Annotated in this window: 21 protein-coding genes; 6 read left to right on the forward strand and 15 right to left on the reverse strand. The window is 52.3% G+C overall.

The features are described from left to right. Positions 1-5: 5 nt before the first annotated feature. Genes nrfD through nrfA form a run of 4 tightly spaced genes read right to left on the reverse strand, consistent with a single transcriptional unit; the run spans position 6 to position 3674 of the window. Positions 6-962 carry a cytochrome c nitrite reductase subunit NrfD gene (gene nrfD / locus A9587_RS09100; protein ID WP_001517578.1) on the reverse strand — a complete coding sequence of 319 codons (957 nt, stop codon included), beginning with the start codon at positions 960-962 and terminating at the stop codon, positions 6-8. Next, positions 959-1630, reverse strand: coding sequence for a cytochrome c nitrite reductase Fe-S protein (gene nrfC / locus A9587_RS09105; RefSeq protein ID WP_000220276.1), 672 nt, complete (start codon positions 1628-1630; stop codon positions 959-961). The genes nrfD and nrfC overlap by 4 nt, the downstream gene beginning before the upstream one ends. Further along, positions 1627-2193, reverse strand: coding sequence for a cytochrome c nitrite reductase pentaheme subunit (gene nrfB / locus A9587_RS09110; protein WP_010377524.1), 567 nt, complete (start codon positions 2191-2193; stop codon positions 1627-1629). Before nrfB ends, nrfC begins: the two co-directional genes overlap by 4 nt. Positions 2194-2237: 44 nt before the next feature. Next, the gene (gene nrfA / locus A9587_RS09115; RefSeq protein WP_105263467.1) at positions 2238-3674 is read right to left on the reverse strand and encodes an ammonia-forming nitrite reductase cytochrome c552 subunit; all 1437 of its coding nucleotides are present in this window, start codon (positions 3672-3674) and stop codon (positions 2238-2240) included. A 392-nt stretch (positions 3675-4066) separates the two neighbouring features. Here nrfA and acs point away from each other — a divergent pair, with 392 nt between their 5' ends. From acs to actP, 3 genes are all read left to right on the forward strand, one after another. Then, positions 4067-6025, forward strand: a complete 1959-nt coding sequence (gene acs, locus A9587_RS09125; RefSeq protein WP_000078190.1) for an acetate--CoA ligase — start codon at positions 4067-4069, stop codon at positions 6023-6025. A 151-nt stretch (positions 6026-6176) separates the two neighbouring features. Further along, positions 6177-6491: a DUF485 domain-containing protein gene (locus tag A9587_RS09130; RefSeq protein WP_001517575.1), complete on the forward strand. Its 315-nt coding sequence runs from the start codon at positions 6177-6179 to the stop codon at positions 6489-6491. Beyond that, a complete protein-coding gene (actP, locus tag A9587_RS09135) occupies positions 6488-8137 on the forward strand; it encodes a cation/acetate symporter ActP (RefSeq protein WP_000832601.1) in 1650 nt (549 codons plus the stop codon). The genes A9587_RS09130 and actP overlap by 4 nt, the downstream gene beginning before the upstream one ends. 97 nt (positions 8138-8234) lie before the next feature. Here the strand turns inward: actP and A9587_RS09140 are convergent, their stop codons facing one another. The 3 genes from A9587_RS09140 to soxR form a co-directional block, all read right to left on the reverse strand. Continuing rightward, positions 8235-9884 (reverse strand): Na+/H+ antiporter, encoded by a 1650-nt coding sequence (locus A9587_RS09140; RefSeq protein ID WP_000402197.1) that lies wholly within the window; start codon positions 9882-9884, stop codon positions 8235-8237. Positions 9885-10034: 150 nt separating this feature from the next. Next, positions 10035-11384 carry a guanine/hypoxanthine transporter GhxP gene (ghxP, locus tag A9587_RS09145; protein WP_000106896.1) on the reverse strand — a complete coding sequence of 450 codons (1350 nt, stop codon included), beginning with the start codon at positions 11382-11384 and terminating at the stop codon, positions 10035-10037. Positions 11385-11928: 544 nt separating this feature from the next. Continuing rightward, positions 11929-12393 (reverse strand): redox-sensitive transcriptional activator SoxR, encoded by a 465-nt coding sequence (soxR, locus tag A9587_RS09155; RefSeq protein ID WP_000412428.1) that lies wholly within the window; start codon positions 12391-12393, stop codon positions 11929-11931. A gap of 85 nt (positions 12394-12478) precedes the next feature. On the opposite strand from soxR, the gene soxS reads away from it, so the two are divergent. Further along, on the forward strand, positions 12479-12802 hold the full coding sequence (soxS, locus tag A9587_RS09160) for a superoxide response transcriptional regulator SoxS (protein WP_000019357.1): 324 nt from the start codon (positions 12479-12481) through the stop codon (positions 12800-12802). Between the two features lie 3 nt (positions 12803-12805). On the opposite strand, the gene A9587_RS09165 is transcribed toward soxS, so the two are convergent. After that, complete coding sequence (locus tag A9587_RS09165) at positions 12806-14392, reverse strand: EAL domain-containing protein (RefSeq protein WP_105263468.1); 1587 nt, start codon at positions 14390-14392, stop codon at positions 12806-12808. A 447-nt stretch (positions 14393-14839) separates the two neighbouring features. On the opposite strand from A9587_RS09165, the gene A9587_RS09175 reads away from it, so the two are divergent. Continuing rightward, positions 14840-15121 (forward strand): YjcB family protein, encoded by a 282-nt coding sequence (locus tag A9587_RS09175; protein ID WP_000224316.1) that lies wholly within the window; start codon positions 14840-14842, stop codon positions 15119-15121. Between the two features lie 97 nt (positions 15122-15218). Here A9587_RS09175 and ssb1 read toward each other — a convergent pair whose 3' ends face one another. Further along, complete coding sequence (gene ssb1 / locus A9587_RS09180) at positions 15219-15755, reverse strand: single-stranded DNA-binding protein SSB1 (protein ID WP_000168305.1); 537 nt, start codon at positions 15753-15755, stop codon at positions 15219-15221. A gap of 250 nt (positions 15756-16005) precedes the next feature. On the opposite strand from ssb1, the gene uvrA reads away from it, so the two are divergent. Beyond that, on the forward strand, positions 16006-18828 hold the full coding sequence (uvrA, locus tag A9587_RS09185) for an excinuclease ABC subunit UvrA (protein ID WP_000357769.1): 2823 nt from the start codon (positions 16006-16008) through the stop codon (positions 18826-18828). 207 nt (positions 18829-19035) lie between these two features. On the opposite strand, the gene A9587_RS09190 is transcribed toward uvrA, so the two are convergent. The 6 genes from A9587_RS09190 to dnaB all read right to left on the reverse strand — a co-directional run bounded on the left by A9587_RS09190 (position 19036) and on the right by dnaB (position 24849). Beyond that, positions 19036-19392 (reverse strand): MmcQ/YjbR family DNA-binding protein, encoded by a 357-nt coding sequence (locus tag A9587_RS09190; RefSeq protein ID WP_000155671.1) that lies wholly within the window; start codon positions 19390-19392, stop codon positions 19036-19038. A gap of 3 nt (positions 19393-19395) precedes the next feature. After that, a complete protein-coding gene (locus A9587_RS09195) occupies positions 19396-19812 on the reverse strand; it encodes a secondary thiamine-phosphate synthase enzyme YjbQ (RefSeq protein ID WP_000270380.1) in 417 nt (138 codons plus the stop codon). Positions 19813-19922: 110 nt separating this feature from the next. Further along, positions 19923-20636: an acid phosphatase AphA gene (gene aphA / locus A9587_RS09200; protein ID WP_010377498.1), complete on the reverse strand. Its 714-nt coding sequence runs from the start codon at positions 20634-20636 to the stop codon at positions 19923-19925. 229 nt (positions 20637-20865) lie between these two features. Beyond that, complete coding sequence (tyrB, locus tag A9587_RS09205) at positions 20866-22059, reverse strand: aromatic amino acid transaminase (RefSeq protein ID WP_001517573.1); 1194 nt, start codon at positions 22057-22059, stop codon at positions 20866-20868. A gap of 242 nt (positions 22060-22301) precedes the next feature. After that, positions 22302-23381, reverse strand: coding sequence for an alanine racemase (alr, locus tag A9587_RS09210; RefSeq protein ID WP_105263469.1), 1080 nt, complete (start codon positions 23379-23381; stop codon positions 22302-22304). Between the two features lie 52 nt (positions 23382-23433). Further along, on the reverse strand, positions 23434-24849 hold the full coding sequence (gene dnaB, locus A9587_RS09215) for a replicative DNA helicase (RefSeq protein WP_001517572.1): 1416 nt from the start codon (positions 24847-24849) through the stop codon (positions 23434-23436). Between the last annotated feature and the right edge of the window lie 34 nt (positions 24850-24883).

Genomic DNA, 24883 nt, shown 5'->3' on the forward strand with positions numbered 1-24883 from the left:
CTGGCCTACGCCACCGTCAACTGCCCAGCGTAGAGAATGAAAAAGCGCAGCATCAACACACCGATCAGGCTGGCTCCACACGCCGCCAGCACGGCGGGAATGCCGGAACTGCGATTCACCCACGGTTTGAGCAGCATTGGCACAATCAGCCCCAGCCCGACAACGCCAAGCCAGAACCACCCTGTCCAGAAACCGCCGCCCAATGCTGCCACCAGCGCCCGCACTTTACCGTCATCGCCCAACGCCAGACCGACGAAAAACGCCACCAGCAGGAAGATTTCACCCCATACAACGGGTATTTCCATACGGTGAACAAAGTGCGCTTCCGTGGAATGCGGGTTATTGCGCTGGCGTATCGCCATGGCGATCAGCGCCACTGCCGCACCGGACGAGATGCCGGAGAACAGGAACAGCACCGGCAGAATCGGGTTATTGAGGAACGGATACGATTTCAGCGCCGACAGCAGAAAACCGGTATAAGCCCCCAGCAACACCGCCAGCACCAGCATCAGCGTTTCCAGCCCGCGATGAACAGGCGTCAGCAGGGTCAGAACCTTTTGCACGATCCCCAGCTTCGGCAACCAGCGTTGTTGCAGGGCAAGCAAATCTTGTTCAAAGATTTTCGCCAGCCACAGCACCAGCACCACCATGTAGAGCTGAAACAGCATCACCCCCATCGACATCACCGAGGTAAAACTGTAGTGGAACATCAGTTTCCAGAAGGTCCACGGCTTCGTCAGGTGGAAGACGAGGATCAACAAACCGAGGATCACCGCGCCAGGCCCGACAAACAGCGTGGTACGCAGCAACGTACTGTCTGCACCGCCCACCTGTGGATAGAAACGACGCAGCAACACAGCCAGCGTCACCAACCCCGCAGAAATTCCCACTAAAAACAGATAGATGGCAATCGGCCAGTCCCACACCAGCGATTCAAAATGAAATGCGGAAGCCTGAGTCATTGGCTTACCTCCCCGTATTTAAACGGCACGCGGTACAGCTTCGGCTTGGTTCCCAGCGCCAGCTTGTAGCGGTAAGTGGTTTTCTGGCGCAGCAGTTTTGAAATTTCACTGTTGGGATCATCCAGATTGCCAAATGTCAGCGCCTTCGTCGGGCAAGCCTCAACGCACGCGGGCAGCTTACCGGCCTGCAAATTGGTCTTACGGCAGAAGTCGCATTTGTCCGCGGTCTTCGTGACCGGATGGATAAAGCGCACGCGGTACGGACAGGCGGCGATGCAGTACTGACAACCGACGCAGAGATCCGGATTAACATCGACAATCCCGCTGGCGGCATCGCGAAAAGATGCACCGGTCGGGCAGACGTCAACGCACGGCGCATGGTCACAGTGCTGGCAAGACTTACGGAAGAAGCGATATTTCACATCAGGAAATTCGCCCTGCGGCTCGCTGCGAATAATCGTCAGGCGCGAAACACCTTCCGGCACCTTGTTCACTTCCCGACAAGCATCCATACAGGCGGTACAGCCGATGCATAACGACTCGTCATGCACCATGCCGTAACGCACGCCATTGATATTCAACGTTTTCGCCACCACGCGCCCTGCGGTGCCGCTGACGGCTGCCAGCACGCCGACGCCGGTGAGAAACTGGCGACGAGACCAGGTCATGGCTGCTCCTTAAGCAACGGAACAGACGCCGGGTTAAAGTTCGGATTGGTGCGCTGATCGCTGTGGCAATCGACGCAAATCTTAATCCGTCCTTTGTCACTTAACGTCTGCATCGTATCTTGCTGTGGATGCAGGGAATGACAACTGGCGCACGCCACTTTAGTGACATGAACATCGTGCGGCCAGAATGCTTTTTGCAACTGTTCCGGTAGATGACAGGACATACAGACACTGTTCTGCTCTCCAACGTTGTACATCGGCTCGTTAAAGCGCATCACATCTTTCACCCCTTCGCGATGTTGCGGCGACGGCTGGCCGTGACAGTTGGTGCAGGTAACCGGCAGTTTGTTATTCGGGTTGATAACGGAAGCATGTTTGCCATGCATACCTTCGGTGTCTGGCTTATGACAGTCCAGACAGGCGGCGTCCGGGTTACGCTGCTGGGTAACTTCGTAGCGATCATCAGATACCTGCGCTGCAGGGGTAGCGGTAATTCCGTTCAGGCTCCACAACAGGCCCGACGCCAGCACCCCGGCAGTTAATAACGAACGTAATACGCTCATATTCACTCCATTGTGTTTTCCGCCCCTTGCGAGACGGAACGGGGTTATTGGCTTAACAGACCGTTTTTACGTGCCTGCTCTTCCCACTGCGGGATCACCGTTTTGATAAAGTCCTGCTTCTCGGCCTTGATTTGTTCCATGTTCAGGCCAATTGCCTGCTGGGCTTTCTCTTTGGTCGAGATATCCGGGATCTGGATTTCATGGGTGATACCTTTGGTCGCCAGCAGGCGCGCCAGTTTGGTACGCGCATCAGCGGCTTTATCCATCGCCGTGCCGAGCATCCGCAGACCTTCTTCCGGTGCATGCATATGAATGCCGTGGGAAGCGATCGCCAGATCCCAACGCCACTGGGCATGACGGATGTCGTCCTGAATCGGCTTCATCTCGGCTTCCGTAGCGCCTGCATCCAGTGCCGCTTTCGCTTCGAAGTGAGCGTGAACCAGTTGATCCTCAACCTTGATTTTCAGGTCATTAATCGACTGTTTACGCTCCGCGACCACTTTTTGCAGCGTGGCTTTGTCCTGGGTATGACAGTTCGCACAAGTCTGGGCGAAGTTATCAAACGGATTGCCAATTTTATGGTCGGTGTAGAGTTTGCCTTCCGCGTTCTGCACTTTCGGCATGTGACAGTCGATGCAGGTCACGTTGTTTTTGCCATGAATGCCCGCAGTCCAGGTTTCATATTCCGGGTGTTGCGCTTTCAGCATCGGCGTTTTCGACAGGGAGTTGGTCCAGTCGGAGAAGGCAATTTTGTCGTAATACTGCTCCATATTTTCGACTTTCATGCCGTTATCCCACGGGAATTTAACGGCTTTATCTTTACCGTCAAAGTAATACTCCACGTGGCACTGACCGCAGACCATCGACTGCTGGTCAAAACGACCACCTTTCTCAAAAGGCTTACCAATGGCTTCCATCGCACGTGCCGCATACGGACGGGAAAGAGTTAACTCTGGTTTGCCTTTGGCGAACTCTGGCGAAGCGGTGTTATGGCAGTCAGCGCAGCCCAGGTTGTTGACGATTTCCGGGCCCCCGCGCGCCCATTTACCGTGGAAGTAACCATCTTCTCCGTCTTTCTGGATCAAACGCGCCACGTCCGGGCTTTTACAACTCCAGCAGGCCATTGGCATCGTGCCATCTTCGGCATTTTTCGGCGCACCGGTACGCAGGGTTTCGCGCACATCGGTAACGGCGTAGGCATGACCGCGCGGTTTGTTGTAATCGCGCGAGAAAGGATACCCCGCCCACAGGATCACCAGTCGTGGATCTTCCGCCAGTGCGTCAACACGCTCTGACTGTTCCGAGGTGGCTTTCCAGGAGAGATATTGATCGGGATGCTGCGGGGCAAAGGTTTCATTCTTCGCTTCCACAGTTACAGGTTTCGCGAGAGCGGCCGTTTGTTCAGCGTGAACAGAAGTGAGAAAGAAAAAAGGAACCAACAAGCTGAAGAAACGGCGTGCGTTTATTTTTATCCTTGTCATAGGGGCTTCATCCAAATTTTGCCATTGAGGCAATGGCAGTTTTTATTGTTTTTTCATAACAGTAACCGCACATACACTGTCATGACATTGCTCGCCCCTATGTGTAACAAATAACCACACTCTGAATGTTGTCTTTAATCAATTGTAAGTGCATGTAAAATACCACTTTAGAGTTAGTCGGTATTTTTCCCGTTTCCAACGGTATGCATAACTGCATGTTCCTCAAAGAATTAATCAACTTTTGTTAGTGACCTTCAAAAATACCCTGCCGTTTATTTGCACTATTCTGCTTTTGCGTGATCTGCCGCCCAAATACTAAACAAAACTACCAATACCCCTACATTTAACGCTTATGCCACATATTATTAACATCCTACAAGGAGAACAAAAGCATGAGTCAAATTCACAAACACACTATTCCTGCCAACATCGCAGACCATTGCCTGATAAACCCTCAGCAGTATGAGGCGATGTACCAACAATCCATTAACGCACCAGATACTTTTTGGGGCGAACAGGGAAAAATTCTCGACTGGATCAAACCGTACCAGAAGGTGAAAAACACCTCCTTTGCCCCGGGTAACGTCTCGATTAAATGGTACGAAGACGGCACGCTGAATCTGGCGGCAAACTGCCTTGATCGCCATTTACAAGAAAATGGCAATCGTACCGCCATCATCTGGGAAGGCGACGACGCCAGCCAGAGCAAACATATCAGCTATAAAGAGCTGCATCGCGACGTTTGCCGCTTCGCCAATACCCTGCTCGGGCTGGGCATTAAAAAAGGCGATGTTGTGGCGATTTATATGCCAATGGTGCCGGAAGCTGCGGTCGCAATGCTGGCCTGCGCCCGTATTGGCGCGGTGCATTCGGTGATTTTCGGCGGCTTCTCACCGGAAGCGGTGGCCGGGCGCATTATCGACTCTAACTCACGACTGGTGATCACCTCTGATGAAGGCGTGCGTGCCGGGCGCAGCATTCCGCTGAAGAAAAACGTTGATGACGCACTGAAAAACCCGAATGTCACCAGCGTTGAACATGTCATTGTACTGAAGCGTACTGGCGGAAAAATCGGCTGGCAGGAAGGCCGCGACCTGTGGTGGCACGACCTGGTTGAGCAAGCCAGCGATCAGCACCAGCCGGAAGAGGTCAACGCCGAAGATCCTCTGTTTATTCTTTATACCTCCGGTTCTACCGGAAAACCGAAAGGCGTGCTGCACACTACCGGCGGTTATCTGGTTTACGCGGCGCTCACCTTTAAATACGTCTTTGATTATCATCCGGGTGATATCTACTGGTGTACCGCCGATGTGGGCTGGGTTACCGGGCACAGTTATTTGCTGTACGGCCCGCTGGCCTGCGGCGCGACCACGCTGATGTTTGAAGGTGTGCCAAACTGGCCGACGCCTGCCCGTATGGCGCAAGTGGTGGATAAGCATCAGGTCAATATTCTCTATACCGCGCCAACAGCCATTCGCGCACTGATGGCGGAAGGCGATAAAGCGATTGAAGGCACCGACCGTTCGTCGCTGCGCATTCTCGGTTCAGTAGGCGAGCCAATAAACCCGGAAGCGTGGGAGTGGTACTGGAAGAAGATCGGCAACGAGAAATGCCCGGTGGTCGACACATGGTGGCAGACCGAAACCGGCGGTTTCATGATTACCCCACTTCCTGGCGCTACCGAACTGAAAGCCGGTTCGGCAACGCGTCCGTTCTTCGGTGTGCAACCGGCACTGGTAGATAATGAAGGCAATCCGCTGGAGGGCGCGACCGAAGGCAGCCTGGTGATGACTGACTCCTGGCCGGGCCAGGCGCGTACGCTGTTTGGCGATCATGAACGTTTTGAACAGACCTATTTCTCCACCTTCAAAAATATGTATTTCAGCGGCGACGGCGCGCGTCGTGATGAAGATGGTTATTACTGGATCACCGGGCGTGTGGACGATGTACTGAACGTTTCTGGTCACCGTCTGGGGACTGCGGAGATTGAATCGGCGCTGGTTTCGCATCCGAAGATAGCCGAGGCCGCGGTGGTCGGTATTCCGCACAATATTAAAGGCCAGGCGATTTACGCCTACGTCACGCTTAATCACGGGGAGGAACCGTCACCAGAACTGTACGCAGAAGTCCGCAACTGGGTGCGTAAAGAGATTGGCCCGCTGGCGACGCCAGACGTGCTGCACTGGACCGACTCCCTGCCTAAAACCCGCTCCGGCAAAATTATGCGCCGTATTTTGCGCAAAATTGCGGCGGGCGATACCAGCAACCTGGGCGATACCTCGACGCTTGCCGATCCTGGCGTGGTCGAGAAGCTGCTTGAAGAGAAGCAGGCTATCGCGATGCCATCGTAACCCACAATTGCCTGATGCGATCCGGCCTACATTCGGCAACGGCTGTAGGCCTGAAAAAGCGCATCAGGCTATGGGTTACCTGGGCGTTAACCCTCTCCCACAAGGGAGCGGGAATTAAAACAATCCCTACATTACCTCTGGAGAATCTGTGATGAATGGCACTATTTATCAGCGGATAGAAGACAATGCGCATTTCAGGGAGTTGGTCGAAAAACGGCAACGGTTTGCCACCATCCTGTCGATTATTATGCTGACAGTTTATATCAGCTTTATTTTACTGATTGCCTTTGCGCCTGGCTGGCTGGGCACTCCGCTGAATCCGAACACCAGCGTCACACGCGGTATTCCCGTTGGCGTCGGGGTGATTGTGATCTCCTTTGTTCTCACTGGTATCTACATCTGGCGGGCGAACGGCGAATTCGACCGCCTTAATAACGAAGTCCTGCATGAGGTACAAGCGTCATGAAAAGAGTTATGACGGCGCTTGCCGCCACACTCCCTTTCGCAGCGAACGCCGCGGATGCCATTAGCGGGGCCGTAGAACGCCAGCCAACAAACTGGCAGGCGATTATTATGTTCCTGATTTTCGTCGTGTTTACGCTTGGTATCACCTACTGGGCATCAAAACGCGTGCGTTCCCGTAACGACTACTACACCGCAGGCGGTAATATCACCGGCTTCCAGAACGGTCTGGCGATAGCCGGTGACTATATGTCTGCCGCCTCATTTTTGGGGATCTCCGCGCTGGTGTTTACCTCCGGTTATGACGGCCTGATCTACTCGTTGGGCTTCCTGGTAGGCTGGCCAATCATTCTGTTTCTGATTGCCGAACGTCTGCGTAACCTGGGTCGCTATACCTTTGCGGATGTCGCCTCATACCGTTTGAAACAAGGGCCAATCCGCATTCTTTCGGCCTGTGGGTCTCTGGTGGTGGTGGCGCTATATCTCATCGCCCAAATGGTTGGTGCGGGTAAACTGATCGAGCTGCTGTTCGGCCTTAACTATCACATCGCCGTGGTTCTGGTTGGCGTATTGATGATGATGTATGTCCTGTTTGGCGGCATGTTAGCAACCACCTGGGTACAGATTATCAAAGCCGTTTTGCTGCTGTTCGGTGCCAGCTTTATGGCCTTTATGGTGATGAAGCACGTCGGTTTTAGCTTCAACAATCTGTTCAGCGAAGCGATGGCAGTACACCCGAAAGGTGTCGACATCATGAAGCCGGGCGGGTTGGTAAAAGATCCAATCTCCGCACTCTCGCTGGGGCTGGGACTGATGTTTGGTACAGCAGGTCTGCCGCACATTCTGATGCGCTTCTTTACGGTTAGCGATGCTCGCGAAGCGCGTAAGAGCGTGTTCTACGCCACCGGCTTTATGGGTTACTTCTATATCCTGACCTTTATTATCGGCTTTGGTGCGATCATGCTGGTCGGTGCAAATCCGGAATATAAAGATGCGGCGGGCCATCTTATTGGCGGTAACAACATGGCGGCGGTTCACCTGGCCAATGCGGTGGGCGGCAACCTGTTCCTCGGCTTTATTTCAGCGGTTGCTTTCGCCACCATCCTCGCGGTGGTTGCAGGTCTGACGCTGGCAGGCGCATCGGCGGTTTCTCACGATCTGTACGCCAACGTCTTCAAAAAAGGCGCGACCGAACGTGAAGAGCTGCGGGTATCGAAAATCACCGTGCTGATTTTGGGTGTGATTGCGATTATCCTCGGCGTGTTGTTTGAGAATCAGAACATCGCCTTCATGGTGGGTCTGGCGTTTGCTATCGCCGCGAGCTGTAACTTCCCAATCATTCTGCTTTCCATGTACTGGTCGAAACTGACTACGCGTGGTGCGATGCTGGGCGGCTGGTTAGGCCTGATTACAGCGGTAGTGTTGATGATCCTCGGCCCAACGATTTGGGTGCAGATCCTCGGTCACGAAAAAGCCATCTTCCCGTATGAATACCCGGCGTTGTTCTCCATCTCCGTGGCATTCCTCGGTATCTGGTTCTTCTCGGCAACCGATAATTCAGCGGAAGGCGCGCGCGAGCGTGAACTGTTCCGTGCGCAATTTATCCGTTCCCAGACCGGCTTTGGCGTTGAGCAGGGCCGCGCGCATTAATCTCCGTTTGTCCCTGGTCGCCTGACCAACGGTAAAAAGGTGCGATGTACTGCACCTTTTTACCGATTGCGTCAGGCTATCTTACGCCGTCAGAGCGTTACTGATTTTCTTCAATTAACAACGCTTCCAGCAAATCAAGATCGTGCAATAATTTTTGCAGCGTTTCGTTGCTGATCTCCCGCGTGGCGCGCAGGTGGTACAGTTCAGCACGTTCAGAACGCAGTGCCGCCAGACGGAAGCGGCGTTCCAGGTCTTCTTCCAGGATTGAACTTTCAACATCATTACGCCCATCGGCGCGACGACGCAGGTTACCAATCACACGAGAACTCACCTCTGTGAGCAACTGGTTATCGATGTTCTCTTCGGTGTCCGCCGCCAGACGTTCTTCCATTTTCTGGATCGCCACAATCGCTACTTCAGCCGTTGCCGCGCGTGCAATGCGTTCCTCTTTCAACTGCTGGGAATGATCCGCGACTTCAATGTGTTGCAGCAAAATAGGCAACATCACTACACCAACAAACAGCGAGAAGAGAATCACGCCAGCCGCCAGGAACACCAGCTCATAACGCGCCGGGAAGACGTTACCATCCGGCAACAGCAGAGGAATGGAGAGCACACCGGCCAGAGTGATTGCCCCGCGCACCCCAGCGAAAGACGCGATCAGGATTTCTCGTGTGGTCCACGAACCAAACTCCATCGGCTTCTTCTTCAGGAAGCGGTTACTGAGCTTTTTCATCGTCCACAACCAGCCAAAACGAACCAGCATTAAGGCGACATAAATCAGCACGATATCGACAAAGAGCATCCAGACTTCGACGTTGGGGTCGATTTCCGCCGCCATCAGCGACGTCTCCAGAATGCCCGGCAATTGCAGGCCCAGCAGCAGGAACACCATACCGTTAAAGACAAATTCCAGCATCGCCCAGGTGCTGTTGGCACGCAGTCGCATCGCCAGCGGCGCACGGCGCATCACACCGGAGCGGGTGATGGTCATACCGGCGGCAACCGCTGCGAGGATGCCGGAAACGCCAATATGTTCGGCAATAAGATAAGAGGCGAACGGCAGCAGGAACAGCAGTACGATCTGCGTTGCCGGTTCATCACCGCCCCAGCGACTCAGGAAACGCAACGAGCGACCATACAGCCAGCTCACCGCAAAACCGGCGAGAATACCGCCAATTGCCACTTTCATAAATTCGACCGTCGCGCCGCCAACGGTGAAGATCATCGTCCCCATCGCGACTGCCACGGCAAACTTCAGCGACACCAGGCCGGAGGCGTCATTCATCAACGCTTCGCCCTGCAAGATGCCCATAATTTTTTTCGGTATGCGCCCTTCTCCAACAATCCCGGAGAGCGCTACAGCATCGGTCGGAGAGAGCACCGCCGCCAGCGCAAAAGCGGGGATCAGCGGAATACCTGGCACCACCCAGTAAATAAGGAAGCCAATGCCGACCACGGTGACGACGACCAGCGCCAGCGCGAGACCGAAGATCTCCCGGCCATGCTCAAGAAATTCGCGGGTCGGCGTTTTCCAGCCATCCGCGAACAGCAACGGCGGGATAAATAAGACTAAAAAGAGTTCTGGGTCAAATTCCACATGCAAACCAAACGTCGGCCACGCCAGTAGCGCACCAATGGCGATTTGCATAAGCGGAAGCGGGATCTGAAAGGGCATGACACGAGTGACCACCCCGGACAGCGAGACCACGAGGGTCATTATCAGTATGGTGAAGAAGATTTCCATGCGTTCCCTGTTTGCGATGTTTTTTATGATTTGAGAAAGGTTTTATACCCGGATTCTCAGTTTTTCAGAATATCGCAAAAGCTCACACAATGTACGGAGAAAATAAAAACGGGCAGCAATTGCTACCCGTTTTCAGAATCTTATTAAAGATTAGATAGCCCAGCCACCCGCGTAGAAGGTGACCAGCGCCACGGCGATAACGACCGTACCAATGTTCAGCTTACGCCATTCGCCAGAGACCAGACGACCAATCACCAGAGTCGCGAAGCCGATCATGATGCCTGTTACGATGTTACAGGTCAGCACGATGAATACTGCCGTTACCAGACCCGCCATTGCATCGACAAAATCAGCAAAGTCGATTTTCGCCACGTTGCTCAGCATCAGCAGGCCAACGTACATCAGCGCCGGAGCCGTTGCGTAACCCGGAACAAGATAAGAGAGCGGAGAGAGGAACAGAATCAGCAGGAACAGCACGCCAACGGTGATAGCCGTCAGGCCGGTTTTACCGCCCGCCGCTGTACCCGCCGCAGACTCGATGTATACCGCAGCCGGTGCCGCGCCAACCAGGCCGGAGAAAACGCTACTCAGGGAGTCTGTAGTTAGTGCTTTACCACCGTCAATAATCTGCCCGTCTTTATCCAGCAGATTCGCCTGACCAGCAACTGCACGGATGGTTCCGGTAGCGTCAAAGACCGCCGTCATCACCAGCGCCAACACGCTCGGCAAGACCAGTGGGTTCAGTGCCCCCATAATGTCCAGGCTGCCAATTAGCGAATTGCCGTTCTCATCACTCAATGAAGGCATGGCAAAAACGCCGGAGAAATGGACATTAGGATCGAAGATCAGGCCCACAATCGAGATACCGATAATGGTCAGCAGAATGCCGCCCGGTACTTTCAGTTTTTCCAGGCCGATGATCACTGCCAGACCTACCAGCGACATAATCACCGGGAATGTCGCGAAATCACCCAGCGCAACCGGCAAACCATCAAGCGGGTTTTTAATCACCAGACCGACGCCGTTGGCAGCAATCAGCAGCAAAAACAGGCCGATACCAATCCCCGTGCCATGCGCCACGCCGTGCGGTAAGTTGCGCAAAATCCAGCTACGGATACCTGTTGCGGAAATAACCGTAAACAGCACCCCCATCAGGAACACAGCACCCAGCGCCACCGGAACACTGATATGTTGCCCCAGCACCAGGCTGAATGCGGTAAATGCAGTCAGGGAGATGGCGCAGCCGATAGCCAATGGTAGATTGGCCCACAACCCCATCGCGATAGAACCCATCCCGGCAACCAGACAAGTCGCAACAAAAACGGCCGCTGGCGGGAAGCCCGCTTTGCCCAACATGCCCGGAACGACGATAACCGAATAGACCATCGCCAGAAACGTTGTTAACCCGGCAACCACTTCCTGACGAACAGTGCTTCCACGTTGTGAAATTTTAAACCAGGCGTCGAGTGAACCGCCGGTACGCGCTGATGGCGTAGACATAAGAAAACATCCCCTGAGAGTTTATTTTTCGTCAAGATGCGTGGCGGACAATCCCCTGCCAGCGAAACGTTATCTTCCTGCTTCTGGTTTGCGACAATCGGGGTCGTCGCAAAAAGCAAACGTTTAGCTCCACGCATACAAAACGGGTGGTAAAAAAAAGCAAACGATTATCCGGCGATCATAGCGGCTTTTTCAACCGAAGTTTGCTGCTTTTTTCCCTTTTCTTGTATTGACGATGAAAAACCAGGCAACTGATGCGCAAACGTTATCGTCGATGCGCAAAATTACGGCATTTGTAGGCAACTTGTAGCAAAAGTTTGCGGTAAAAAATCACGCAAGATGACAAAAATATTGCGGCTAAAAAGGATCACTTTGCACTGGCGAAGAAACGGCGGTGGCATACAATTAAAGTATCAACACCAACCGGAACCTCCACCACGTGCTCGAATGAGGTGTGTTGACGTCGGGGGAAACCCTCCTGTGTACCAGCGGGATAGAGTGAAAGACAAAGGCCGGAAACAAACTAAAGCGCCCTTGTGGCGCTTTAGTTTTGTTCATCTTCCAGCAAACGCGCACCAGTACCTTCTTCGCCTAAGCGATCGCCAGGGTTACGCAACGGGCAGTCGCTACGCGAAAGGCAGCCGCAACCAATACAGCCGTCCAGTTCGTCACGCAACGCAACTAAGGTATGAATTCGCCGGTCCAGTTCTTCACGCCATTGTGATGAGAGTTGCTTCCACTCTTTCGCACTTAATGTATGCCCTTCGGGCAACACACCAAACGCTTCACCAATGGTCGCCAGCGGAATACCAATACGTTGAGCAATCTTGATGATGGCGACATATCGCAACACATCACGCTTATACCGCCGCTGATTGCCGCTGTTACGGATACTGGTAATCAAACCTTTGCTTTCATAGAAATGCAGCGCCGATACCGCCACTCCACTACGTTTCGCCACTTCGCCCGGAGTAAGCAAGGCTTTAATGCGGGGTAATTTCTTTTCCATAAATCGCTTTACCTCAAGTTAACTTGAGGAATTATACTCCCCAACAGATGAATTAACGAACTGAACACTGAAAAGAGGCAGATTTATGTCCCATCAGAAAATTATTCAGGATCTTATCGCATGGATTGACGAGCATATCGACCAGCCGCTGAACATTGATGTGGTGGCGAAAAAATCAGGTTATTCAAAGTGGTATTTACAGCGGATGTTCCGTACGGTGACACATCAGACGCTTGGCGATTACATTCGTCAACGCCGCCTGCTACTGGCTGCCGTTGAGTTGCGTACCACCGAACGCCCTATTTTTGATATCGCGATGGATCTGGGCTATGTCTCACAGCAGACCTTTTCCCGCGTTTTCCGTCGGCAGTTTGATCGCACTCCCAGCGATTATCGCCACCGGATCTAGGGTTTACTGCCCGCGCATGACGTCATGCGCGGGTACTGGCTCTGCCCATGCCATAAAAACCTGCGGCGGCATCGCCTTTGCAAAGTACCAACCCTGACAATAGCGCACGCCGCGTTTGCGCAGCCAGTTGACCTGATCCTCAGTTTCCACCCCTTCTGCAATCGTTTTTAGACCCAGACTGTGTGCCAGTTCGATAATGTGTTCTGCAATCAAATGGCTGGTTTTGTGCGTGGTTAGCGTCTCAACAAACGATTTATCGATTTTCAAGATATCGATATTCAATGAATTAAGATTATGCAAGTTGGAGTAGCCAATACCAAAATCATCGATCGCCACTTCGTAACCAGCCTGACGGAAAGCCAGAATAATCGGCGTCATTTTGGCGACATCAAGAAACGCATGTTCAGTGACCTCAAATTTAATTTGCTGCGGACGCACGGTAAATTGCTCGATTTTTTGATTGGTTAGGGCAATCACCCTTGAAGTATGAAAATCAGAGGCGGATAAGTTAACTGAAATAGAGAGTTCAGGATGTTTCGCCAGCCAGGCACCGAGATCGTCAAACACCCTATTAATGACATAATTGGTAACCTGCTCAATTAGCCCCTTTTGTTCCGCCAGTGGAATAAACTCCGCTGGCGTCATTACCTGTCCCTGAGTCCCCGGCCAACGTAGCAACGCCTCAGCGCCAATACATTTATTCGTTTTAATATCAACAATTGGCTGGTAATAGAGACAAAGTTGCCGTTTTTCGAGAGCACGTTGCAATTTACGCTCAGGAGACTGGTACTTCTGGTTTATACGCAACCAGAGTAAAAGCAGCACCAGGCTGCCCAAAATACCTGCCGGCAAGGCAAATACAAGGTGATTATAAAAATGCGAAAAAATACGCTGGTTTGAGGTTGCTACGATAGCGGCAATGGGACGTTTTGTTGAATGAACTATCGCATATAAATAACCATTCTGCTGTACGGTTATTTCCCTCTGATGAATCAATGGTGAAAAATTTTCTGCGGAGGCCTGTTTGCTTAAAGAGAAAAAGGTTTTCGTCACCGTATCATAAACCCCCCATTGCAGCGTCGGATCGTCAGACATCACCTCGCTCCAGAATAAAGGGTTAATTACCGCGACATAGTTTCCTCGCTGCATATAGGTCATTTTATAACCTGAGAAAAAAGGCGTATCACGGTAATAATAGATTGAGACATCAGGTTCACGCTTATAGTTTGCTGACGCCATCCTGTAGCCGTTAACGGGAACTATTAATGTTGAACATAAAAAAAGGTTATCGTGGGCATATATCAATTCGTTGATATAAAGATAACCGCGGATAATATTCAGCATTTGTTGTTGATGAGTGGGAGTGCAAATTTGTCCCTGATAGCGTTCTGCATCGTCGCTCGCTAAATCTGCCTGCTGAATGACCAACTCGGATTTCTCCAGGGCTAACAGGGCAAAAGCACGAAGTTGATTATTCACTTCCGCTTTAGCCCAAAGGAGGGCAATCCATAGTGAAAGGATAACAGGAAGGAGTACCACAAAGATGATGCCCGGCAACGCCAGCATCCTGCGTCGTGCACTTTGACTCATTTCTATCAATTCCCTGCCTGGTTATACCTGGTCATTGCAAGGTGAAAACCTTGACTACCGACGACGTTAGATAAATATTACGGTATAAATAGCACTTTTGCCTGATTTGAAATTGATACCTTTATAATCGTTATTTGCATAAAAATAACTCGCTGATATCAAAAGAGCTTTGTTGGAAAAATGCAGGTCAGGCAGGAAGTTACAATATTTCTTTATTGTACATTGCCTCGACATCACTGAATAAACCACATCATTAGTGCAGTAATAAAGTCGCGGCATAATCTGGCTAACAAACAACCAATTGTGATATAGTTCACGAAATTTATGAAACAGCAAAAGTGTTTCATTTTTGTGTTCTGAAAGCCCCGCGATAGCCAGAGTGTACCACGCCTCCCGTGAGAAATGCCGCGCTGTCCAGGGCCTGGCAATTTTCTGAGGAAATGTTTGATGGCTACCCTCACCACGGGCGTGGTTCTTCTTCGCTGGCAGCTTCTTAGCGCCATACTGATGTTTCTGGCTAGTACGCTCAACATCCGTTTTCGGCGGTCTGATTATATCGGGCTGGCAGTGATCAGTAGTGGTCTGGGCGTTGTTTCCGCCTGCTGGTTCGCGATGGGACTGCTCGGAATCACAATGATGGATATTGCCGCAATCTGGCACAATATTGAGTCGGTAATAGTGGAAACCACAAATCAGGCACCGCCACAATGGCCAATGATTTTGGTGTGATATGCAGAAGCCTCCATATGGAGGCTTCTTTTTTATCCCTGGCAGATGCGTTAATCACCTACCTTAAAACAATATAATCTATTGTTTTAAAACAAAATCAGAATGGGATATCGTCATCGAAATCCATCGGCGGCTCGTTAGACGGCGCTGCCGGAGCGGACTGCTGCGGGCGAGACTGCGCGCCGCCGCTGAACTGATTGCCACCCTGTGGCTGCTGAGGTTGACCCCAACCGCCCTGCGGCTGACCGCCCCCGATGTTACCGCCTGCCGGAGCGCCACCACCCTGACGACCACCCAGCATCTGCATGGTGCCGCCAACGTTCACCACGACTTCTGTGGTGTAGCGATCCTGACCGGATTGGTCGGTCCATTTGCGGGTACGCAACTGACCTTCGATATAAACCTGGGAACCTTTACGCAGATATTCACTGGCCACTTCCGCCAGTTTGCCGAACAGCACAACGCGGTGCCATTCAGTCTGCTCTTTCATCTCGCCGGTCGCTTTATCACGCCAGGATTCGGAAGTAGCCAGCGTAATGTTGGCAACTGCGCCACCATTTGGCATGTAGCGTACTTCCGGGTCCTGGCCCAGATTACCAACGAGAATAACCTTATTTACGCCTCTGCTGGCCATGTTCGTGTCTCCTGAAAAAAACGGTCTAATAAGTGTAAACGCGCGATTGTAGCATTACCAATAGCGGTTTTACCACGATGTGACCTCGGTTCCGGGAAACAAACATGGTCCGACATTGTTACACAGCACTCCGGATTCTGCATTCCAATACTGTATATTCATTCAGGTCGATTTGTGTCATAATTAACCGTTTGTGATCGCCGGTAGCGCCATGCCGCCGGGCAAAAAGTGTTTAATCCGGGAAAGGTGAATGGATAAGATCGAAGTTCGGGGCGCCCGCACCCATAATCTCAAAAATATCAACCTCGTTATCCCCCGCGACAAACTGATTGTCGTTACCGGGCTTTCGGGTTCTGGCAAATCCTCGCTCGCTTTCGACACCTTATATGCCGAAGGGCAGCGTCGTTACGTTGAATCCCTTTCCGCCTACGCGCGGCAGTTTCTGTCACTGATGGAAAAGCCGGATGTCGACCATATCGAGGGGCTTTCACCCGCCATCTCGATTGAACAGAAATCGACGTCCCACAACCCGCGCTCCACGGTGGGGACAATCACCGAAATCCACGACTATTTGCGTCTGCTGTACGCTCGCGTCGGTGAGCCGCGCTGCCCGGATCACGATGTCCCGCTGGCGGCGCAAACCGTCAGCCAGATGGTAGACAACGTCCTGTCGCAGCCGGAAGGCAAACGTCTGATGCTACTCGCGCCAATCATTAAAGAGCGCAAAGGCGAACACACTAAAACGCTGGAGAATCTGGCGAGTCAGGGTTACATCCGCGCACGTATTGATGGCGAAGTCTGCGATCTTTCCGATCCGCCGAAACTGGAACTGCAAAAGAAACACACGATTGAAGTGGTAGTTGATCGTTTCAAAGTGCGTGACGATCTTACCCAACGCCTGGCGGAGTCATTTGAAACGGCGCTGGAGCTTTCCGGCGGTACGGCGGTGGTTGCCGATATGGACAATCCGAAAGCGGAAGAGCTGCTCTTTTCCGCCAACTTCGCCTGTCCGATTTGCGGCTACAGTATGCGCGAACTGGAACCGCGTCTGTTTTCGTTCAACAACCCGGCGGGCGCCTGCCCGACCTGTGACGGCCTCGGCGTTCAACAATATTTCGATCCTGACCGAGTGATCCAAAATCCGGAACTATCGCTGGCGGGCGGCGCGATCCGCGGCTGGGATCGCCGTAATTTTTATTACTTCCAGATGCTGAAATCACTGGCAGACCACTATAAGTTCGACGTCGAAGCGCCGTGGGGCAGCCTGAGTGCGAACGTACATAAAGTGGTGCTTTACGGTTCTGGCAAGGAAAATATCGAATTCAAATACATGAACGATCGTGGCGATACGTCTATCCGCCGCCATCCGTTCGAAGGCGTGCTGCACAATATGGAGCGCCGTTATAAAGAAACGGAATCCAGCGCGGTACGCGAAGAGTTAGCCAAGTTTATCAGCAATCGTCCGTGCGCCAGTTGTGAAGGGACGCGTCTGCGCCGTGAAGCACGCCACGTTTATGTTGAGAATACACCGCTGCCTGCCATCTCTGACATGAGCATCGGCCATGCGATGGAGTTCTTCAACAATCTCAAACTCGCCGGGCAACGCGCGAAGATTGCGGAAAAAATCCTTAAAGAGATTGGCGACCGCCTGAAATTCCTCGTTAACGTCGGGCTGAACTACCTGACACTTTCCCGCTCGGCAGAAACCCTTTCCGGCGGTGAAGCCCAGCGTATCCGTCTGGCAAGCCAGATTGGCGCAGGGCTGGTTGGCGTGATGTACGTGCTGGATGAACCGTCTATCGGCCTGCATCAGCGCGATAACGAACGCCTGCTGGGTACGCTTATCCACCTGCGCGATCTCGGTAATACCGTGATTGTGGTGGAGCACGACGAAGACGCTATTCGCGCGGCTGACCATGTCATCGACATTGGCCCGGGCGCAGGTGTACACGGTGGTGAAGTGGTCGCGGAAGGTCCGCTGGAAGCGATTATGGCAGTTCCGGAGTCGTTAACCGGCCAGTACATGAGCGGTAAACGCAAAATTGAAGTGCCGAAGAAACGCGTACCCGCAGATCCGGAAAAAGTGCTGAAACTGACAGGCGCGCGCGGCAACAACCTGAAAGATGTGACGCTGACGCTGCCGGTAGGTCTGTTTACCTGCATCACCGGGGTTTCAGGTTCTGGTAAATCGACGCTGATTAACGACACGCTGTTCCCGATTGCCCAACGCCAGTTGAATGGCGCAACAATTGCTGAACCTGCACCCTATCGCGATATTCAGGGGTTGGAGCATTTCGACAAAGTCATCGATATCGACCAAAGCCCAATTGGTCGTACTCCGCGTTCCAACCCGGCGACCTATACCGGCGTGTTTACGCCTGTACGCGAATTGTTTGCGGGCGTACCGGAATCCCGTGCGCGCGGTTATACGCCTGGACGGTTCAGCTTTAACGTCCGTGGTGGGCGCTGCGAAGCCTGTCAGGGCGATGGTGTAATCAAAGTGGAAATGCACTTCCTGCCGGATATTTACGTGCCGTGCGACCAGTGCAAAGGTAAACGTTATAACCGCGAAACGCTGGAGATTAAGTACAAAGGTAAAACCATCCACGAAGTGCTGGATATGACCATCGAAGAAGCGCGTGAGTTCTTTGATGCTGTGCCCGCACTGGCGCGTAAACTGCAAACGCTGATGGATGTTGGTCTGACGTACATCCGTCTCGGGCAGTCAGCAACCACGCTTTCCGGTGGTGAGGCCCAGCGTGTGAAGCTGGCGCGTGAATTGTCAAAACGCGGCACCGGGCAGACGCTGTATATTCTCGATGAACCGACCACCGGTCTGCACTTTGCCGATATTCAGCAACTGCTCGACGTTCTGCATAAACTGCGCGATCAGGGCAATACCATTGTGGTGATTGAGCACAATCTCGACGTGATCAAAACCGCTGACTGGATTGTTGATCTGGGGCCAGAAGGTGGCAGCGGCGGCGGTGAGATCCTCGTCTCCGGCACGCCAGAAACCGTCGCAGAGTGTGAAGCATCGCATACAGCGCGCTTCCTCAAGCCAATGCTGTAATCGTTAAGGCCGCTTTCTGAGCGGCCTCAGATTATTGACAAAGTGCGCTTTGTTCTTGCCGGATGCGGCGTGAACGCCTTATCCGGCCTACAAAAACATGCAATTTCAATATATTGCAGGGATTACGTAGGCCTGATAAGCGTAGCGCATCAGGCAATTTTGTGTTTGTCATCATTCTCAGGCCGCTTGCTGAACGGTCTTTTCCTTTCAGAGTTGCACCAGCAATTTACGTTTTTCTTCCGGCAGCAAATTCACCGCCTGCTGATACGACGCATCGACCAGATAATAGATTTGCGAATCCGGCAGCGAGCCATCGAGATAAACAGTGCTCCAGTGCGCTTTGTTCAGATGTCGGCTGGGGCGAACATCACTGTGCTGCTGACGCAGAAGATCCGCCAATTCCGGGCTGGTTTTCAGCGAAACCGCTGGGCGATTTTCCACCTCTTTCACCATCGCAAACAGCACATCTTCAACTTTGATTTGCGTTGCTTTCCAGTCACTATGCACACTCTGTTCTGCGCCTGGTTTTGCCATGCAATATTGTAGCAACTCCGAAATAGTCATTTTTTACTCCCCTTGTAGTGTCGCGATGATACGACGCGATCCGCCGTGGATGCGATGTTCCCCCAGCCAGATCCCCTGCCAGGTGCCGGTCTGAATACGCCCTTTATGCACTGGCAATACGAGCGATACCCCCAGCATTGAGGATTTGATATGAGAAGGCATATCGTCTGCTCCTTCATAGTCATGCTCATAGCTACCGTTATCGGGAACCGCACGGAGGAAAAAACGCTCCATGTCATGGCGTACAGTGGGGTCGCAATTCTCATTAAGTGTCAGAGAGGCGGAGGTGTGTTGCAGCAACAGGTGCAGTAAACCAACATTAACACGCGGCATATCAGCCAGTTGATTCAGAATTTCATCCGTTACCAGATGGAATCCACGAGATTTGGCGCTAAGCGTGAGCGTTTTTTGATACCACATGTGCTGCTCCTTGATAAAACTCTCTTAATCAGTTTGCAGCAAGACAGCGAAAGGATAAAGGTTTGATTAAAAAAACAGCATTCGGGAGAGTGTCATACTCTCCCGCTCTGTCAGTATTCTGAATTGACGATCACCTCTTCGCCAAAAGCACCCGCTTGTGGCAAGGGTTTGTAGGTAGAGTTGGAGGCTCGCAGAATACGGATACCACGAATGCCAACATCACGCGCGGCAGTGATATCGTTATCAGAATCACCATAAAACATTCGGATATTTTTATCCTGCAACCACTGCGTTTTTGTGTTTTGTCCTGGTTTATCGCCCGCAAAAATGACCGGGTTCATACTGGTTGCCGGGATATGAAAGTCATCAGCTAATGTTTTTGAAACCGTTTCTGTTTTCGTTGGGCTACGGCCAGTCACAAAGAAGATAGCGTCGCCGCGGCGGACATGTATATCAATTAGCTGACGTGCAACCTCTTTTGGAATGCTGAATTCATCCCAACCGTTGTTCATCTTTTCCCAGAAGGCCGGGTTTTTCAGATAATCTTCGCTTTCTGGCGAGAATATTTTCTTGCCGCGCCAGAATCCGGGGCTGGAAAACAGAACCGTGTCATCAATATCGAACCCAACCGCCATTGGTGGACGCCCTGCGAGGCTATTTTCAATTTGTGCGACCGATACCCAATGGACAGGTGCCTGTTCAGCAAGTCTGGCAACGTTAGTGCCGGGATTAAGCGGTGAAGGTGAAGAGGCCAGTGCAACAGCGGAACTGTTTAGAGCGAACAATAAGCAAACGGCACTCAATGCCTGTGTGATCTTGCGCATATTTTTCCCTAAATAGTCAGTAAGTTGAAACTTTTTATTGTGATATTTGTTGAAAAAACCATCTGACCATAACGCCAGCAGTGTGAGAAAGGAAGGATTATCTGCGGCTTTTGTGAAGAAAGGGAGCAGGATCACATGAGACCAGCCCATGTTTGTTAATATTTAATAACTTAATGTATTTCCATAGAATACTAGAGCAGGCGGCTATTCAACCGCCTGCTGGCGAACCTTACATCACCGCAGCAAATGCCTTTGCCACACGCTGCACGTTTGCAGAGTTAAGCCCCGCCACGCACATACGCCCGCTGGCGATCAGGTAAACACCAAACTCTTCACGCAGTCGGTCAACCTGGGCGGCGCTTAAACCGGTATAGCTGAACATACCGCGTTGCTTAAGCAGATAATCGAAATTACGCCCCGGCATCTCAGTACTCAGCACCTGCACCAGTTGCTGACGCATTGCCAGAATACGGGTACGCATTTCTTCTACTTCTGCCAGCCAGTTGGCTTTCAACGCCTCATCATTCAGCACCGTTGCCACCACCTGCGCACCAAAATTCGGCGGACTGGAGTAAATACGGCGCACAGTGGCTTTCAATTGCCCCAGCACGCGGCCTGCGGCTTCGGCATCTTCACACACTACCGAAAGACCGCCGACACGTTCGCCGTACAGTGAGAAAATTTTCGAGAATGAATTGCTCACCAGAGCGGGCAATCCGGCACTGGCAATGGCGCGAATGGCGTAGGCATCCTCGTCCATACCAGCACCAAATCCTTGATAGGCGATATCAAGGAATGGGATAAGCTCACGTGTCTTGAGGATTTCAATCACCGCATCCCACTGGTCATTGGTGAGATCGGCGCCTGTTGGGTTATGGCAACACGGATGCAACAGCACAATACTGCGGGCGGGCAGTGTTTTCAGCGTCGCCAGCAAGTCGCTAAAACGCACACCGTTGGTCGCTTCGTCATACCAGGGGTAAGTGCTCACTTCGAATCCAGCACCGGCGAATATTGCTACGTGGTTTTCCCAGGTAGGATCGCTGACCCAGACGCCTGATTCAGGGAAATAGCGTTTCAGGAAGTCAGCGCCCACTTTTAATGCCCCCGAGCCGCCGAGGGTTTGAATGGTCGCCACACGCTGTTGTTGCAACACCGGATGGTTCGCACCGAACAACAGCGGCGCAAGAGCATGGCGATAGCTGTTAAGCCCTTCCATCGGCAAATAAAGCGAAGCGCCGTGAGGCTGCGCATTCAGGCGCGCTTCCGCTTCTGCGACGGCTTTTAGTTGCGGGATAATCCCGTCTTCGTTGTAGTACAGGCCGATACTTAAATTCACTTTGTCGCCGCGAGGATCTTCTTTAAAACGCTCCATAAGCGAAAGAATCGGGTCGCCAGCGTAGGCGTCAACTTTTTGAAACACGCGATGGTTCTCCAGGTTTACAGGCAGGTGGTTAAAACACAATAAACCGGAAGATGGGGAAGATCGAGAGGATGTTTAGCAATAAGCGGCAATTAATAACGTAGCGTGGCTGATGAAAAACGCAAAACCTCCAGTGACACAAACGACAAGAGTGTATCAATTTATTGAATTTACATTGCGTTGCTGGCCGGATAAGGCTTTCACACCACACCCGGCACAGACAATCAAATATTGCTGAACGATTAATCGACGTATTTCATCGCCACCCTTGACGTCAGGCGCGTGATAAGTTCGTAAGCACTTACTTTTGTCATTGCAGCGATTCGCTCAACCGGCAGACCTTCACCCCACAGAATCACCGGATCACCCGCTTTATCCTGCGCCTCTGGGCCTAAGTCTACGCAGATCATATCCATCGCAACTCGCCCGACGATTGGCACTTCGCGGCCATTGACCAGCACTGGCGTACCGGACGGAGCTGCGCGAGGGTAGCCATCGCCATAACCCATCGCCACAACGCCAAGACGGGTATCACGTTCGCTGATCCATGTTCCGCCATAACCTACAGGCTCCCCGGCTTTATGCCCACGCACAGCAATCAGACTGGAGGTCAGAGACATCACTGGCTGGCAACCGAAATCAGCACCGGTGGAGCCATCTTCCAGCGGCGATACACCGTAAAGAATGATGCCGGGGCGCACCCAGTCAAAATGCGACTGTGGCCATAACAAGATTCCACCCGATGCGGCGATTGAACGCTTGCCGGGCCTGCCTTCGCAAAAGGTATTGAAGATATCGAGTTGTTTCTCAGTCGCGCCGCATTTTGGCTCATCAGCGCGAGCAAAGTGGCTGACAATATTCACCGGCTGACGGACGTTTTTGCATTGCGTAAGTCGTTGATAAAACGCCTCAGCTTGTTCCGGTAACACGCCCAGTCGGTGCATACCGGTGTCGAGTTTCATCCAGACGGTAACTGGCTCCTCCAGATTAGCCTCTTCCAGAGCAGCAAGCTGTTCTTCGTTATGCACGGCGGTATGCAGATGTTCAGCGGAGATCGTCGACAAATCGTCTGCTTCAAAAAAACCTTCCAGTAACAAAATAGGTTGCGTGATGCCCCCCGCTCTAAGCCGCAGAGCTTCTTCGAGACGGGCGACGCCAAAAGCGTCAGCATTGGGGAGCGTTCGCGCGGTCTCAATCAGACCGTGACCGTAGGCGTTCGCTTTCACCACCGCAACCAGTTTACTGGCAGGTGCCAGTTCACGCAGACGTTGCAGGTTGTGTCGCAGAGCGCGGCGGTTAATCACAACAGTTGCCGCTTGCATTTGTGTTCCTTGATAAGTGTTTGCTTTAATTACCTGATTTATAAAATAATTATTACTCGTCGTCGTATTGCGGCCCTGCGTAATTATCAAAGCGCGACCATTGACCGTTAAAGGTCAGCCGTACCGTCCCGATTGGGCCGTTACGTTGTTTACCGATAATAATTTCCGCGATGCCTTTTAAATCACTGTTTTCGTGATAAACCTCATCACGATAGATAAACATGATCAAGTCCGCATCCTGCTCGATGGAGCCGGATTCACGCAGGTCAGAGTTGACCGGGCGTTTGTCGGCACGTTGTTCCAGAGAGCGGTTCAACTGCGAGAGTGCCACCACCGGCACGTTCAGCTCTTTTGCCAGCGCTTTTAGCGAGCGGGAGATTTCTGCAATTTCCAGCGTACGGTTATCGGAAAGCGCCGGTACGCGCATCAATTGCAGGTAGTCGATCATGATAAGCCCGATGCCGCCGTGCTCACGGGCAATACGGCGCGCGCGGGAGCGCACTTCCGTTGGCGTCAGGCCGGAGGAATCATCGATATAGATATTACGTTTTTCGAGCAAAATGCCCATCGTGCCGGAAATGCGCGCCCAGTCTTCATCATCAAGCTGCCCGGTACGGATTTTGGTCTGGTCAACACGTGACAGTGACGCCAGAGAACGCATCATAATCTGTTCTGATGGCATCTCCAGCGAGAAGATCAATACCGGTTTATCCTGCAACATCGCCGCATTTTCAACGAGGTTCATCGCAAATGTCGTTTTACCCATCGACGGACGTGCCGCGACGATGATCAAATCCGACGGCTGCAAACCCGCGGTTTTTTTGTTGAGATCGTCGTAGCCGGTATTAACACCGGTTACACCATCGTGCGGCTGCTGGAAAAGTTGCTCAATACGCGCCACCGTGGCGTCGAGCACATCAGCGATGTTCTTCGGTCCTTCGTCTTTATTGGCACGACTTTCGGCAATTTTAAAGACGCGAGACTCAGCAAGGTCGAGCAGGTCTTCACTGGTGCGTCCTTGCGGATCAAAACCGGCTTCGGCAATCTCATTAGCAACCGAGATCATCTCACGGACAACGGCACGTTCGCGCACGATGTCAGCATATGCACTGATGTTTGCCGCACTTGGCGTATTTTTTGACAGTTCCGCCAGATAGGCAAAACCACCAACGCTGTCGAGTTGCCCCTGGCGCTCCAGCGATTCTGCCAGGGTGATCAGGTCGATGGGGCTACCGCTTTCCTGCAAACGCGCCATTTCGGTAAAGATATGACGGTGCGGACGGGTGTAGAAATCGTCTGCCACCACACGCTCGGCCACATCATCCCAGCGTTCGTTATCCAGCATTAAACCGCCCAACACCGACTGCTCCGCTTCGATCGAGTGCGGAGGCACTTTCAGCCCGGCAACTTGTGGATCGCGTTCGCGGGGTTCAGTTTGTTGTTTGTTGAAGGGTTTATTGCCTGCCATAACGAATGGTGTTACCTGATGTTGAACGGGGGAC

The organism is Escherichia sp. MOD1-EC6162, assembly GCF_002965125.1.
In the GTDB taxonomy this organism is placed as follows: Bacteria; Pseudomonadota; Gammaproteobacteria; order Enterobacterales; family Enterobacteriaceae; genus Escherichia; species Escherichia marmotae.